This is a genomic window from Flexivirga sp., assembly GCF_051955415.1.
Taxonomy (GTDB): domain Bacteria; phylum Actinomycetota; class Actinomycetes; order Actinomycetales; family Dermatophilaceae; genus Flexivirga.
This window is the reverse complement of sequence record NZ_JBQCGS010000023.1, coordinates 1-13,647: the sequence shown is the minus strand read 5'-3', so window position 1 is coordinate 13,647 and position 13,647 is coordinate 1. Positions and strand designations below refer to the sequence as shown.

The window sequence follows — 13,647 nt, the reverse complement described above, 5'->3', positions numbered from 1 at the left end:
GGCGCTGCTGGCCGGGCTGCACCAGTCGGCCTGGTCACAAGGCGTGGGCCGGCGGCTGCTCGCCGAGCTGCGCGCACTGGCCAAACGGCGCGACCCCGCCAAGGGTGCGCCAGTCACCACCGACGAGTTCTTCGCCGAGTTCGCGCGGCACTACTCGCATGTGCGCGGCACCATGGCGCTGCTGCACGAGACCTGGTCCGACATCGCGGTGGAGCTGGACTCCGGACAACGACTCGGCGACGAGCAGGAGACGATGGCACGGCTCGCGTCAAGCCTGGCGACGCGCACCGCCCTGGAGATTGCTCAGCTGGTGCACCGTTTCGCCGGCGCGCAGGTCATGCGCCAGGGCGCCATACAGCGGTTCTTCCGCGACAGTCACGCCGGCAACCTGCACCGCGGCGCCTCGACCGTGGTGACGACGCAGTGCGGCCGCATGCTCACCGAGACACTCCCCCCGGGGACGCACTGGGGCTTCTTCGACCTCGCGCAACCTGAGCAGGCCGTCCCGCTGGGTTGAGGTGTCGTCCTGGCGCTACCACGAAAACCATTGCTGGGCAACGTTTTCCGCAAAACCGAACCGCCGTCCGGATGCACCCAGGCATCCGGTCACCCATCGAAACAGGAGAAGTTCATGTGCACTCTCTGTGGTCCCGAAGAGACCGCCGATCACAGCCGGGGCGCCGGCATCGGCCGCCGCTCGATGCTGGCCGGCGCCGCGGCGACGCCGGCGCTGATGACGCTCGGGGCGGCGAGCGCCTCGGCGAAACCGCGCAAGGAGCCGGCGCACCTGGAGCTGGTCCTGCTCGGCACCAAGGCCGGCCCGCCGATCGACCCGTTGCGCACGGGCATCGCCTCCGCACTCGTGGTTGACGGAGCGACCTACGTGATCGACTGCGGACGCTCGGCGGCCACGCAGTACCTCCGCGCCGGGCTGACCTTCAAGTCGCTCAAGGGCATCTTCGTGACGCACCTGCACGCGGACCACGTCGCCGACTACTACAACTTCTTCCTGCTCGCCGGCAGCGTCCCCAACCAGGAGGGCGACAGCCTGCCCGGGCCCGTGCCGGTCTACGGGCCCGGTCCGGCAGGCGGCCTGCCGCCCACCTTCGGCGGCGGCACCTCCCCGACGATCAACCCCGCGGCACCGACCCCCGGCATCGCGCAGCTGACCGACGACTGCCATGACGCCTACGCCTACAGCACCAACGTCTTCCTGCGCGACATGGGCATCCGGGACATCCGCACCCTGGCCGACGTCCACGAGATCGCCGTCCCCGCCAGCGTCGGCGCGACGTTCCAGCACACCGCACCGCCCATGCCGCCGTTCGTGGTGATGCAGGACGAGAACGTCCGGGTGAGCGCCATCCTGGTGCCGCACGGCCCGGTCTTCCCGGCCTTCGCCTTCCGCTTCGACACCAAGTACGGATCGGTCACCTTCTCCGGTGACACCACCTACACGCCGAACATCCCGCGGCTTGCACACGGCACCGACGTCCTGGTGCATGAGGCGATCAACGTACGCGGCTGGAGCAACGGCACCCCGGTGTTCGTGGACCATCTGCTCCAGTCGCACGTGGAGGTGCAGGAGGTCGGGCCGATCGCGCAGGCCAGCCGCGCCAAGCACCTGGTGCTCAGCCACATCTCCGACCTGCGGGGAAACCCGCTGCCTGCCGCGCAATGGCGCAAGTGGGCGCGTGCCGGCTACGACGGCCCGGTGACGATCGGCGAGGACCTGCAGCGCATCCGGATCGTCTGACCGATGCGGCCGGCTCGTGGCGCATGCGGCGATTTCCATTGCCTGATCTTTGATCAAATGTCATACTTGGCACGTCTTCGCGAGCCGCTTGCTTTCCCTCCCTCCTGAGTTCCTCTCCGGCATTCCCTCCCGTACGACGCCCCGGCCGCGGGCCGATCGCTTCGTCAGCGCTCCCAGAAATGACAGGTGTTTGCTATGTCTCTGCGTCAGTTCGCCGTTGCCTCGACCGCGGTCCTCGCACTCGGCTTGTCCGTCTCCGGGTGCCAGAAGGCGTCCGATGCGTCCGGCGGCAGCTCCGGCTCCTCGGACGCCAAGACGCCGTGGACCATCGGGGTGGTCATGGCCAAGTCGGGATTCCTCGGCCCGGTCGACACGCCCGCGAGCAACGCGCTGCGGCTGCAAGCGGCGGAGATGAACAATTCGGGCGGTATCGACGGCCACCCGGTCGAGCTGAAGTTCTTCGACACCCAGAGCCAGCTGGCGAAGTATGCGCCCGGTGCGCAGCAGATGCTCGCCGCAGGCGTGAAGGCGCTCGTCGTCAGCTGCGACTACGACACGGCCTCACCTGCCGCGCAGGCGGCCCAGGCGAAGAACGTCGTGGTCATCGCCCCGTGCGTCGGCGACCCGATCTTCGGACCCCAGGGCGGCTTGAAGATCGGCTTCTCGATGGGCGACGGCACCCCGGGTGAGGCGTCCATCATGGCGGAGTTCGCCAACAGCAAGGGCTGGAAGAACGCCGTCCTGCTGAAGGACACCACGCTGAAATACACCCAGAACCAGTGCGACATCGTCGCCAAGCGGCTGGGGCAGCTCGGTGACAAGGTCATCGCGTCGTACAACTACAAGCAGGGTGACGACGTCACCGAGACGGTGTCGAAGATCCGCGCCGGCAAGAAGCCGGACGTCGTCTTCAACTGCGGCTACAGCCCCGGTGGCGCCACGGTTGCCAAGGAGCTGCGCGACGGCGGTGTCCCGGCGCCGATCATCTCCGGCTTCGGCATGGACGGGGACTTCTGGACCTCCGGTGTGCCCGGGCTGAAGGACTACTACGTCGTCACCTACGTGTCGAAGAACGGCGACGACCCGGATCCGGCCGTCAACAAGTTCGCCGCGGCATACAAGACCAAGTTCGGTGCGGCGCCGAGCGTCGGCTCGTTCGTCACCGGCGCGGCGACGCTGCAGTCGCTCAAGGTCGCGTATGGCGACGCCAAGACGTGGGACGGCAAGAAGATCACCGCCGCGATGGAGGCGTTCAAGGATGTGCCGACGCTGGCAGGTCCGACGTCGTTCTCGCCGGCGCTGCACATCAACGTCAAGCGGCCGATGAGTGTGCTGGAAGTCGTCGACGGCAAACTCAAGTTCGTGGAGCGGCGCACGCCGCAGCAGGTGGTCGACGCACCGTGATGGCCGAGGAGGCCGCCCGGGTGACCGCCGAGGTGTCCGGGGCGCGGTCCGACGGATCGGGTCTGCAGGTGCGCGATGTCTGTCGCGCGTTCCGCAGTGTGCATGCCCTCTCCGGTGTCGATCTGAGCCTGCGCCGCGGTGAGATCGTCGGGCTGATCGGGCCGAACGGTGCCGGCAAGTCGACGCTGGTCAACATCATCAGCGGCTATGACCGGCCGGACAGCGGAGTCGTCACCGTCGACGGCGTCACCGTCAACCGCCACCGCGCCCGCGACCGGTGCCGCAGCGGTGTTGCCCGCACCTTCCAGCAAGGGCACCTGTTCGGCGGGCTGACCGTGCGCGAGAACGTCGAGGTCGCCGCGCTCGCCACCGGGGTGTCGCGCCGTGAGGCACCGGCAATCGCCACCGAGATGCTCACTCGAGTGGGCGCCGGCGAGTGGGCCGAATGCCAGGCGCACTCCCTGCCGCACGGTGTCGAACGCCGGGTCGGAGTGGCTCGTGCCCTGGCGAGCCGGCCGGCATACCTGCTGCTGGACGAACCGGCTGCCGGGCTCAACGAGGGCGAGATCGCCTCGTTCGGCGACGCCATCCGGCAGATCGCCGCGCAGGGCACCGGGGTGCTGCTGATCGACCACAACATCCGGCTCATCCTCGGGATCTGCCACCGCATCAAGGTGGTGGTCGGCGGCCGCAACTTTCTGGAGGGCACGCCCGAGGAGGTGCGCAACGACGCCTCGCTCGCCGAGGCGTACCTCGGCAGGAGCGGACGGCAGGATGCGGCCCGCACGGCCGACGGAGGCACGGAGGAACCCGATGCATGAGGCACTGCTCGAGGTCGAGGGCCTCCATGTCCGCTACCGCGGCGTGCCGGCGGTCCGCGGCGTCAGCCTGCGGCTCGGCCGCGGCGAGACCGTCGGCCTGATCGGACCCAATGGCGCCGGGAAGTCCTCCACCCTGCTGGCCCTGATGGGCGCGGTTCGGGCCAGTGGTGCGGTCCGGCTGCACGGCGAGGACGTGCTGGGCTGGGCGCCCGAACAGATCGTCCGACGCGGCCTGGCGCTGGTGCCCGAGGGCCGGCACATCTTCGGCGACCTGTCCGTGGACGACAACCTCCGGCTCGGCCTGGTCGGCCGGCGCGACCGCAGCGGCAGCGCCGAAGCGGTGTCCCGGGTGCGAGAGCTGTTCCCGGTCCTGGCGGAGTTCCGGGACCGGCAGGCCGGCCTGCTGTCCGGTGGGCAGCAGCAACAGCTGGCGATCGCCCGGGCTCTGCTGGCCGAACCCGATGTGCTGATGCTCGACGAGCCGTCACTCGGCCTGTCGCCCACTGCGGTTGACACCGTCTTCGACGCGCTCGCCGCGGTCCGCGAGAGCGGTGTCGGTGTGCTGGTCGTGGAGCAGCGCGCGGAGTTCACCGTCGCGTTCTGCGACCGGACGCATGTGTTGCACGAGGGCGAGCTGACCCTGCAGCTGTCGCCCGCCGACGCGGACGACGACTCTCTTCTCACAAAGGCGTACTTCGGATGAGCAACGTCGTCCAGAACCTCCTCGATGCGATCTCCAGCGGCGCGCTCTATGCGCTGGCGGCGCTCGGTCTCGGCCTCGTCTTCGGGATGATGCGCTTGGCGAACTTCGCTCACGGCGAGCTGATCACCGCGTGCGGCTACACCCTTGTGCTCACCTGGCCGTATGGCGTGGTGCCGGCGCTGGTGCTGACCGTCGTGGTCGGGATCGCGCTGGCCGTGCTGTGCGAACTCGTGGTCTTCCGCAAGTTGCGCGGTGCGCATCCTGCGACCCTGCTGATCGCCTCGTTCGGCCTCAGCTTCTTCCTGCAACGCGTCTACGCGATCGTCTTCGGCAACAACGTCAGGACCGGCGGAGTGGCCAGCGGCCTCGCACGGTCGGTCAGCTTCCTCGGTATCGACGCGCGCATGCTCTCGATGGTCACCATCGCGCTGGCGGTCGCGCTCATGTTCGGCCTGCGGGTCTTCCTCGACAAGACGTCCTGGGGCCTGCAGGTGCAGGCGGCGTCCGCCGACTTCGGGACCGCCCGGCTGCTGGGTGTGCGCGCCAACCGCGTCATCTCCCTGACGTTCGCGCTCAGTGGGGTGCTGGCGGCGGCGGTGGCGTTCGTGCTCGCCACCCAGACCGGGGCGGTCGGCCCGAGCTTCGGCGTCAACATCACCATCCTGGCGCTGATCGGCGCGGTCATCGGCGGCATCGACAAGCTCAGCGGTGCGCTGGTGGGCGGTTTCATCATCGGGTTCTGCGCCTCCCTGCTGTCGGCCTGGTTGCCGCAGAGCAGCGTCAACTTTCGCGACGCCTTCGTCTTCGTCATCGTCCTTCTGGTCCTCCTGGTCCGTCCCGGAGGCCTTCTCACCCCCGCAGCCGTGGAGCGAGCATGACCGACACCTCGACCCTTGATCTGAACGCCTCGGCACCGTCCGCGCAGCGCCCGCCTGCCACGCGGCTCGCGACCGTGTGGAGCATGGTGGGCCCGATCCTGCTGGTCTGCGTCGCGACGATCATCGGCAACTCGCTGTCCTCGACGATCGGGCTGCAGGCGCAGTTCGCTCTGGTCAACCTGGTGATCGTCCTCGGCCTGCAGTTGTTCATCGGCACGTCCGGTGTGCTGTCCTTCGGGCACATCGCCTTCGTCGCCGTCGGTGCCTGGACCTTCGGGCTGACCACCGCAGACCCGACGCTGAAGCACAACATCATGCCCAACCTCTACGGGTTCCTGGATCGTGCCGAGTTACCGACATACGTTGCGGTGCTGCTGGCGGCGGTCCTCGCCATGCTGTTGGCGCTGGTCGTCGGCCCGCTGCTGATGCGCCTCAACGGGCTGCAGGCAGGCATCGCCACCTTCGCCCTGCTCGGTGTGGTCACCCAGGTGCTGACCTACTGGACCAAGATCGGCCCCCCGAGCGGTCAGTCGATGGTCGGCGTGCGTTCGGTCTGGGGCAGCTACGGATTGCTGGCGTTCGCGGTCGCCGCGATCGTGGCCGCGTGGCTCTACCAGCAGACGCGGACCGCCCGTCTGTTGAGAGCATCCCGGGAGAGCATCACCGCCGCACCCGGTGTCGGCATCAATGTCACGCTGCATCGCACCATCGCCTTCGTCCTGTCCGCCGGCATCTGCGGCGTGGCAGGCGCGCTCTGGGCCGAGACCAACGCGGTCGTGCAGGCTTCGCAGCTGTCCACCGCGCTGACCTTCACCGTCATCGGGATGCTGGTGCTCGGCGGGACCAACAGTGTGTGGGGCGCCGTGGTCGGTGTGCTGCTCTATTCGGCCCTGGACATCGTGCTGGTGCACCTGCAGAGCGGCACGGTCATCGCGGGCTACATCTTCTCCATTCCCGACGGCACCGAGCCGCTGGTGCTGGGCGCCGTGCTCATCCTGATGCTGCTCTTCCGGCCGCAGGGGCTCACCGGCGGCCGGGAACTCGGCTGGCCGCTGCGCCGGCCCGCCCGGCGGCCGGTCGGCGACTGAGCCGGGCGGGCGAGGCGCTGCTCACCAGGGCAGTGCCGCACCGTCCTGGAAGAAGCCGCCGGTGCCAGATCCCGCCGGAAGGTCGATGACGGCCTTGATGCTCGCCGCGCCGTCGGGCACCGGGCGTCCTCCCTCGGCGACGGCTTCGGTGGCCGTGAAACCCGGGCTGGCGGCGTGGACGGTGATGCCTTCGGCGGCGAGTTCCCCGGCGAGTGAGCGGGTCAGCGCGTTGAGTGCCGCCTTCGACATGCCGTAGGCAGGCTGTTCGGCGGTCATCCGGGTCAACGACCCCGTCTCGCTGGACACGTTGACGATGCGTGCCTCATGTCCACGCCGCAGCAGCGGCAGCATCGCCTGGGTGACCCGCCACGCCGAGAAGAGGTTGAGCTCGAAGGTCGCCCGGACGGTGTCCAGCTGCACCGTGGAAGCGCGGCTCGGGCCGTCGAACATGCCGCCCACGTTGTTGACCAGCACGTCGAGGTGCCCGTGATCGCGCCCGATCCGTGCAGCCGCGTCGCAGACGCTGACCGGGTCGGTGGCGTCGAGCTGGATGGGGTGGATCTGCACCGGGTCGGGCCCGGCCGGGCGGACGTTGCCGGCGATCTCGTCTGCCGCGGCGGCGACCGCAGCGCCGTCCCGGGAACTGAGCAGGACGATGTCGCCGTCCGCTGCGAGCTGCTCGGCCAGCGCACGGCCGATGCCGCGTGTGGCACCGGTGATCAGAACCGTTCGTCGGGGGTGTGCGGTGGTCGTCATGGGCCGTCGCTTTCGGCGGGAGGGAGGATTGGCGCATCATACAGGTTTGACATATGATCAAATCTACCACCCGGGAAGCCGGCACGACACGCGTACCCGGCCCACCTGCCCGATCTGCGCGGCGACCGACGATGCCCGCTGACCACCAGGAGACTGCATGACCACCGACACGATCATCGAGACGATTGTCGCGCCCGAACTCGCTGAGCCGAACGGCCATTTCGCGCACGGTGCGGCAGTGAGCGTGCCGGCCACCGACCGCCTGGTTTTCCTGTCCGGTATGACGGCGCGCAACGCGGCGGGCGGCATCACCGGTGTCCGTGACATCACGGCCCAGACACACCAGGTCTGCCAGAACCTCAAGGCGGCCGTCGAGGCAGCCGGCGGCGCGCTGGCGGACATCGCCCGGCTCGACGTCTATGTGCTGGACATGGCGGACTTCGACGCCATCCACGCGGTGCGCCGGCAGTACTTCACCGAGCACGCGCCGGCATCGACGATGGTCCAGGTCTCCCGCTTCGTGAAGGCCGACTACCTGATCGAGATCAACGCCATCGCGGCCATCGGTGGTGGGCGATGAAGCTGGCCGCAGTGCGGCAGGGCGACGCCACCGTGATCGGGGTCGTCACCGAGGACCTGGCCGGCGTGCGCCTGCTGTCCCCCGCCCTGGGCACGGTCGATGACGTCGTGCGCGGGGTCGTCACCACGGCGGAGGTGGCCGCCGCAGCCGCGAACGTCGGCGCGGTGCCGCTCGCAGCGGTCAGCCTCGCGGCGCCGTTGCAACGCTTCAACCGCGACATCCTGTGCACCGGGTGGAACTACCTGGACCATTTCTACGAGTCGCTGGGCAAGCGCGAGGGGCAGGGGCCGGATGCCATGCCAGCGCATCCGACCTTCTTCACCAAGGGCCCGGACACCGTCGTCGGGCCGGCCGACCCGATCGCATATGACGCCACCGTCTCGCAGAAGTGGGACTACGAGGCGGAGATCGCGATCGTCATCGGCCGCGACGGCCGCTCCATCCGTCGAGAGGACGCGTGGGACCACGTCTTCGCCTTCTTCCTGGCCAACGACGTGTCACAGCGCGACCTGCAACGAGCGCACGGCGGGCAGTGGCTGAAGGGCAAGAGCATCGACGCGACGATGCCGTGCGGTCCGTGGCTGACGACGATCGACGAGGTGCCGGATGTCGGTGCGCTGGCGATCGAGTGCGAGCTGAACGGCGAGATCATGCAGCGCGCGACGGTCGCCGACATGGCCTTCCCCATCCCGCAGCTGATCAGCGAACTCAGCTTCGGCATGACGCTGCGCGCGGGCGACGTCATACTCACCGGCACACCCAGTGGCATCGGCAACGCCCGGGAACCGGCGGTGTTCCTGGATGCGGACGACGTGGTGATCACCCGCGGCGGGGCGCTGGGCGAGTTGCGCAACACGGTGCGGCAGGCCGTCCTCACCTGACGGACGCCAGACGGGGCGCCGGTCAGCCCTTCTCGTCCCCGGTGGCGAAGAGGCCCTCGATGAGAGTCAGCGAGGCCTGCAGATGCTCGATCGTCCGGTCACGGGCGGCCGCACCGTGCCCGTCGATCACGGCGGTGAGGATCGCCTCGTGCTCCCGGGCCCGCTCGGCCGCCAGCTCCGGACGCCGCATCGACTCCAGCCGGTAGCGCTCGGCGTTGCGCCACGGCGGCATGATCGAGCGCAGCAGCCACGGATTGCCGGCGGCTTGGTAGATCGTGAAATGGAACAGCTCGTGGGCGTCGCGGGCACGATGCGGCTCGCCTTCGGCCATGTGCCGGGCCCGTGCCGCGAGAGCATCGCGCGCGGTCTGCGCCGCCTCCGGGGTGAAGTTGCGCGCCGCCCGCTGGGCCGCCTCGCCCTCCAGCAGGAACCGGGTCTCGTAGGTCGCCCGGACGTCCTCCAGGGACAGTTGCCGCACGAACGCCCCGCGATGGGCCTCCAGCTCGACCAGCCCGAGGTGCTCCAGGCGCCGCAGCGCCTCGCGGACCGGCATCATGCTCAGCCCGAACTGCTCGGCGAGCTCGGCAAGGCGAAGGTGCGAACCCGGCGCCACGGTGCCGTCGACGATGCCGTTGAAGAGGGCGGTCGTCGCAGCGTCCGCCGCCGTCGTGTGCGTGACCGGCGGGAGATGCGAGGCTGCCACGACGTCCCCCTCAGAATTGATCAAATCTGTCGTCCAGCAGCATAACCCGCCGGATCCGGCCATCGGGCCGGTCCGACGGACGGTTCGGGGCACCCGTCGGAGCACCGGTCAGACCACCCGTCAGAGCACCCTCGGGCTGTTGCCGTCGGCGCTATCCATCGGCTTGCCCTCGGCATGCCACGCCTGCATCCCGCCGGCGACGTTGATCGCCTGGTGGCCGTTGTCGTTCAGCCACTTCGCCGCGCGTGAGGACCGGCCGCCGCCACGGCATACGACCGGTATCGGACCGTCGGTGGAAGGCAGTTCGGCCACCCGCGCCTGCAGCTCCTCGAAGGGGATGTGCACCGCGGTGGGCGCGTGGCCGGCATCCCATTCGTCCTGCCGGCGGACGTCGAGAATGACTGCATCGTCGGCGAGTTCGGCCGGCACGGTGTTCTTGCTCATGGCTCGATCCTGCCAAAACCGGCCGTCAGGGGCGATGCAGGGTGTCGAAGAGCTCGTCCACCACCTCGGCCAGCCGGGCGAGTTCCTCGATGTGGTCGGCGGACAGTGCGTTGAGCCGCTTGCGACCTTCCTCGGTCAGTGCCAGTCGCACCACCCGGTGGTCGCTGCCGTCGCGGTGACGGTCGATCAGGCCGAGCTCCTGGGTGCGGTTGACCAGCTCGACGGCGGTGTTGTGCCGCACCAGCAGGTAGTCGGCGACGTCGCCGATCGTCGGACCGTCGTCGTCCTGGTGTCCACGGATCGCGAGCAACAACTGGTGCTGGCTGGCGGTCAGTCCCATCGCTGCCGCCTGCTCGGCGCTCCAGTGCTCGAACTTGCGCAGCCGGGTGCGCAATCGCAGCAGGCGGGTGTAGTCGGCGTCGGTGACGCGCGGACGGGAGGTCACAGGCTGAGACTCCTTCGGGCGGATTTGACCGACCCCATATTATGTCGTTGCACGACATAATCGTGTCACGATATAAACACGATCGAGAAAGTGGCTCCCGAGTTGAGCGAACGAAGTCAGCGCCGTGAAGGGCACAGGGCGAAGGACCGCACCCGAGGAACGAGGGCGTCGTCATGAGCACCCAACCCATCGCGCCGAACGACGTGCCCCGTGACGTTCACCACCTCGGTGACTTCCGCGCGACGCCGCGGCTGCTGATCATCGCCGCGCTCGCCGTCCCGGTCGGGGCGGTCGCGGCCGTGGTGGCCTGGGCGCTGCTGCGGCTCATCGGCATCATCACCAACGCGGTGTTCTACCAGCGGTTCGACACCAAACTCGTTGCTCCCGGCGGCGGCCACGACCAGTGGTGGATCGTCCTGCTCGCGCCGATCGTCGGTGGCCTGGTCATCGGATTCATGGCCCGCTACGGATCCGAGAAGATTCGCGGCCACGGCATGCCGGAGGCGATCGAGGCGATCCTGCTGGGCGGCAGCAAGGTGCAGCCGCGCGTGGCCATCCTCAAGCCGGTGTCCTCGGCCATCGCGATCGGCACCGGCGGTCCGTTCGGTGCCGAGGGCCCGATCAGCATGACCGGTGGGGCCGTCGGATCACTGTTCGCCCAGTTCCTGCGGCTGACGGCCGACGAGCGCAAGACCTTGTTGGTCGCGGGTGCCGCGGCCGGTATGGCCGCCACCTTCAACACCCCGTTCGCGGCGATCATGCTCGCCGTCGAGTTGCTGCTCTTCGAATGGCGTCCGCGCAGCTACGTGCCGGTCGCGGCCGCGGTGTGCGTCGCGACCGTCATACGACACCCGCTGCTGGGCGACGGCGTGCTCTTCCCGGTGAAGGGCGCGTTGCACATCACGCCGACGGCCGAACTGCTCTGCGTGGTCACCGGCATCGTGGCCGGGCTGCTGGCGATCGTGGCGACCGTCCTGGTCTACGCGGCCGAGGACGGCTTCCGCCGGCTGCCGGTGCACTGGATGTGGTGGCCGGCCATCGGCGGCGTCATCATCGGCATCGGCGGCCTGATCGTGCCGGAGTCGCTCGGTGTCGGTTACAACATCATCGAGGCCGAGCTGGACGGCAGCATCGGCATGGACCTGGTGATCGGCATCCTGATCGTCAAGACGCTCATCTGGTCGCTGTCGCTGGGATCGGGCACGTCCGGTGGTGTCCTCGCGCCGATGTTCATGATCGGCGGTGCCCTCGGCGCGCTGGAGTCCAACATCTTCCCGCACGTCGGGCCCGGCTTCTGGGCGCTGGTCGCTCTGGCGGGCGTCCTGGGCGGCGTGATGCGCTCTCCGTTCACCGGCGTGATCTTCGCGATGGAGCTGACCGGTCGCTTCGACGCCATACTGCCGCTGATCATCGGTGCCTCCACGGCTTTCGCGCTGTCCACGCTGCTGCTGAAGCGGTCGGTGCTGACCGAGAAGATCGCCCGGCGCGGCTATCACCTGACGCGCGAGTATGACGTCGACCCGCTGGAGATCTACTTCGTCGGTGAGGTGATGTCCCGTGATGTGCTCAGCTACGAGAGCGACCTGACGGCCGCGGAGGCGCTGGAGGTCATCTCCGGCACCGAGCCGGACAAGGTCGAGACGCGCCGACAGATGCTCTACCCGGTCATCGAGGGCGAGGACACGCTCGTCGGGGTCGTCACCCGGACGCAGTTGGAGACGGCAGTGCACGAGCAGGGCGGCGGCACCTCGCTGCGGGAGCTGTGCATCACCGCACCGATCGTGACGCACGCCGACCAGACACTGCGCGAGACGGCGAATGCCATGGCTGCCAACGCGGTCGACAAGATGCCGGTCGTCGACCGTGAGGACTCCACGCGCCTGGTCGGTCTGGTGTCGCTGACGATGCTGCTCGAGGGCCGCGTGCGTGACGTGCGCGAGGCACGCGAGTCCGAGCGGGTGCTGCGCCTGCGTGTCGCCCGCCCCGGCTGGTTCGGCCGGTCCTGACCGTCTACGGCACTGCCGAAGGTGCGATATGGCGCACCTTCGGCAGAGCCGTGACGGGTATGCCGCTCGCGGCGGACGGACTCAGCCCGCGGCGCCCGCCGGGGTGGTCGTCGTCTTGAAACCTTCGAGTTTGTTGGCCTTCATGGCGAATTCGTTGGTGAACGTGTCGGCCAGCTTCACCTTCCCGACGTCGACGCCCAGCACCTTCTCCATGGCGTAGATGGTCTTCGGACCTCCCGCGGGCATGATCCCGTCCGGCAGGAACTGTCCCTTGTCGGTGGTGAGCCCGGCGACATACTGGGCCTTGGAGATGGTGCTGTTCGACACGTACTGCGGCGGCATCTTGTTCGCGATGTCCGCCGCCGAATGGGTGTTGATCCAGTGCATCGTCGCCACCAGCGCGTCGACCACTTTCTGCACCGCGTCCTTGTGCGAGTTGACCCAGTCGGCGCGGGCGAGGACGGACGCGGCCGGCCACGCACCGCCGAGCACCTTGGTGGCGCCCTGGGTCGTCGCCAGATCGAGCGCCGAGTAGGCGAGGTGTTTGGACTCCAGAGCGCCGACGGTGGGCTGCGTCGTCATCACGCACTGCGCGGTGTTGCGCTGGATCGCCGCGATCGCGGTGCTGCCGGCCCCGACCGCCAGCGTCTTGTACTGCTTGCGGGAGATCCCGTGCTGTGAGGCGAGGAACTGCGTCAATTCGTCGGTCCCCGAACCGAGGTCGGTCACGCCGAGCGTCTTGCCCTTGAAGTCGGCCGCGGAGTGGACCCCGCTGTTGGTGCCGCACATCTCTCGCTCACCGGGTGCGCCGGACAGCTGCACCACGCCGATGACGTCCTTGCCCTTGGACTGGAAATCGATGGTGTGGATGTACCAGGCACCGGCCATGTCGACCTGGCCGGATGCCATCGCCTCCTCGGCGCCGACCCCGCCGTTCTGCTCGGTGGACAGCTCGACCTTGACGCCGAACTTCTTGTAGAAGCCGAGGTCCTGGGCGAGCTGATAGGGCAGGTAGATCTGTTTGTCGATGCCACCGACCATCAGTTTGACGGTCGGCATCGAGCCGCCGGCGGCGGCGGTTGCGCCCCCGCCGGCGGCGGGCGCGCCCCCGCGGCCCCCCCCGCCGCCACCCCCCCCCCCGGGGGGGGGGGGGGCCGCGCCCCAGGCGGGCCAGGGGCGAGG

At 69.0% G+C, this 13,647-nt stretch carries 14 protein-coding genes and 1 pseudogene; 10 read left to right on the top strand and 5 right to left on the bottom strand.

The genetic code is table 11. The features are described 5' to 3' along the window. The 7 genes and pseudogenes from ACTHL4_RS04115 to ACTHL4_RS04085 form a co-directional block, all read left to right on the top strand. Positions 1-517 (top strand): annotated as a pseudogene (locus ACTHL4_RS04115) (acyl-CoA dehydrogenase); the annotation flags it as partial. A gap of 114 nt (positions 518-631) precedes the next feature. Next, the gene (locus ACTHL4_RS04110; protein ID WP_440281468.1) at positions 632-1,756 is read left to right on the top strand and encodes an MBL fold metallo-hydrolase; all 1,125 of its coding nucleotides are present in this window, start codon (positions 632-634) and stop codon (positions 1,754-1,756) included. 195 nt (positions 1,757-1,951) lie between these two features. Next, a complete protein-coding gene (locus tag ACTHL4_RS04105; RefSeq protein ID WP_440281467.1) occupies positions 1,952-3,160 on the top strand; it encodes an ABC transporter substrate-binding protein in 1,209 nt (402 codons plus the stop codon). Further along, positions 3,160-3,981: an ABC transporter ATP-binding protein gene (locus tag ACTHL4_RS04100; protein WP_440281469.1), complete on the top strand. Its 822-nt coding sequence runs from the start codon at positions 3,160-3,162 to the stop codon at positions 3,979-3,981. The genes ACTHL4_RS04105 and ACTHL4_RS04100 overlap by 1 nt, the downstream gene beginning before the upstream one ends. Beyond that, positions 3,974-4,684 carry an ABC transporter ATP-binding protein gene (locus tag ACTHL4_RS04095; RefSeq protein WP_440281466.1) on the top strand — a complete coding sequence of 237 codons (711 nt, stop codon included), beginning with the start codon at positions 3,974-3,976 and terminating at the stop codon, positions 4,682-4,684. The genes ACTHL4_RS04100 and ACTHL4_RS04095 overlap by 8 nt, the downstream gene beginning before the upstream one ends. Next, positions 4,681-5,562, top strand: coding sequence for a branched-chain amino acid ABC transporter permease (locus ACTHL4_RS04090; protein WP_440281465.1), 882 nt, complete (start codon positions 4,681-4,683; stop codon positions 5,560-5,562). Before ACTHL4_RS04095 ends, ACTHL4_RS04090 begins: the two co-directional genes overlap by 4 nt. Then, complete coding sequence (locus ACTHL4_RS04085; protein WP_440281464.1) at positions 5,559-6,650, top strand: branched-chain amino acid ABC transporter permease; 1,092 nt, start codon at positions 5,559-5,561, stop codon at positions 6,648-6,650. The genes ACTHL4_RS04090 and ACTHL4_RS04085 overlap by 4 nt, the downstream gene beginning before the upstream one ends. Positions 6,651-6,671: 21 nt before the next feature. Here the strand turns inward: ACTHL4_RS04085 and ACTHL4_RS04080 are convergent, their stop codons facing one another. Then, a complete protein-coding gene (locus ACTHL4_RS04080; protein ID WP_440281463.1) occupies positions 6,672-7,406 on the bottom strand; it encodes an SDR family NAD(P)-dependent oxidoreductase in 735 nt (244 codons plus the stop codon). A gap of 157 nt (positions 7,407-7,563) precedes the next feature. Between ACTHL4_RS04080 and ACTHL4_RS04075 the strand changes: the two genes are divergently transcribed. Continuing rightward, entirely contained in the window at positions 7,564-7,986 is a 423-nt protein-coding gene (locus ACTHL4_RS04075; RefSeq protein ID WP_440281462.1) for a RidA family protein, read from the top strand. Next, a complete protein-coding gene (locus tag ACTHL4_RS04070) occupies positions 7,983-8,867 on the top strand; it encodes a fumarylacetoacetate hydrolase family protein (protein WP_440281461.1) in 885 nt (294 codons plus the stop codon). Before ACTHL4_RS04075 ends, ACTHL4_RS04070 begins: the two co-directional genes overlap by 4 nt. Before the next feature lie 22 nt (positions 8,868-8,889). Here the strand turns inward: ACTHL4_RS04070 and ACTHL4_RS04065 are convergent, their stop codons facing one another. The 3 genes from ACTHL4_RS04065 to ACTHL4_RS04055 all read right to left on the bottom strand — a co-directional run bounded on the left by ACTHL4_RS04065 (position 8,890) and on the right by ACTHL4_RS04055 (position 10,459). Further along, positions 8,890-9,570, bottom strand: a complete 681-nt coding sequence (locus tag ACTHL4_RS04065) for a GntR family transcriptional regulator (RefSeq protein ID WP_440281460.1) — start codon at positions 9,568-9,570, stop codon at positions 8,890-8,892. Between the two features lie 120 nt (positions 9,571-9,690). Further along, positions 9,691-10,014, bottom strand: a complete 324-nt coding sequence (locus tag ACTHL4_RS04060) for a rhodanese-like domain-containing protein (protein ID WP_440281459.1) — start codon at positions 10,012-10,014, stop codon at positions 9,691-9,693. Between the two features lie 25 nt (positions 10,015-10,039). Next, complete coding sequence (locus ACTHL4_RS04055; RefSeq protein ID WP_440281458.1) at positions 10,040-10,459, bottom strand: MarR family winged helix-turn-helix transcriptional regulator; 420 nt, start codon at positions 10,457-10,459, stop codon at positions 10,040-10,042. Positions 10,460-10,632: 173 nt separating this feature from the next. Between ACTHL4_RS04055 and ACTHL4_RS04050 the strand changes: the two genes are divergently transcribed. Further along, positions 10,633-12,465 (top strand): chloride channel protein, encoded by a 1,833-nt coding sequence (locus tag ACTHL4_RS04050; protein WP_440281457.1) that lies wholly within the window; start codon positions 10,633-10,635, stop codon positions 12,463-12,465. A gap of 81 nt (positions 12,466-12,546) precedes the next feature. On the opposite strand, the gene ACTHL4_RS04045 is transcribed toward ACTHL4_RS04050, so the two are convergent. After that, positions 12,547-13,524: an ABC transporter substrate-binding protein gene (locus tag ACTHL4_RS04045; RefSeq protein ID WP_440281456.1), complete on the bottom strand. Its 978-nt coding sequence runs from the start codon at positions 13,522-13,524 to the stop codon at positions 12,547-12,549. Positions 13,525-13,647 lie beyond the last annotated feature (123 nt).

Coding starts and splice junctions, on each gene's coding strand:
- ACTHL4_RS04110 (WP_440281468.1), top strand. CDS start 632: ATGTGCACTCTCTGTGGTCCCGAAGAGACCGCCGATCACAGCCGGGGC.
- ACTHL4_RS04105 (WP_440281467.1), top strand. CDS start 1,952: ATGTCTCTGCGTCAGTTCGCCGTTGCCTCGACCGCGGTCCTCGCACTC.
- ACTHL4_RS04100 (WP_440281469.1), top strand. CDS start 3,160: ATGGCCGAGGAGGCCGCCCGGGTGACCGCCGAGGTGTCCGGGGCGCGG.
- ACTHL4_RS04095 (WP_440281466.1), top strand. CDS start 3,974: ATGCATGAGGCACTGCTCGAGGTCGAGGGCCTCCATGTCCGCTACCGC.
- ACTHL4_RS04090 (WP_440281465.1), top strand. CDS start 4,681: ATGAGCAACGTCGTCCAGAACCTCCTCGATGCGATCTCCAGCGGCGCG.
- ACTHL4_RS04085 (WP_440281464.1), top strand. CDS start 5,559: ATGACCGACACCTCGACCCTTGATCTGAACGCCTCGGCACCGTCCGCG.
- ACTHL4_RS04080 (WP_440281463.1), bottom strand. CDS start 7,406: ATGACGACCACCGCACACCCCCGACGAACGGTTCTGATCACCGGTGCC.
- ACTHL4_RS04075 (WP_440281462.1), top strand. CDS start 7,564: ATGACCACCGACACGATCATCGAGACGATTGTCGCGCCCGAACTCGCT.
- ACTHL4_RS04070 (WP_440281461.1), top strand. CDS start 7,983: ATGAAGCTGGCCGCAGTGCGGCAGGGCGACGCCACCGTGATCGGGGTC.
- ACTHL4_RS04060 (WP_440281459.1), bottom strand. CDS start 10,014: ATGAGCAAGAACACCGTGCCGGCCGAACTCGCCGACGATGCAGTCATT.
- ACTHL4_RS04050 (WP_440281457.1), top strand. CDS start 10,633: ATGAGCACCCAACCCATCGCGCCGAACGACGTGCCCCGTGACGTTCAC.
- ACTHL4_RS04045 (WP_440281456.1), bottom strand. CDS start 13,524: ATGCCGACCGTCAAACTGATGGTCGGTGGCATCGACAAACAGATCTAC.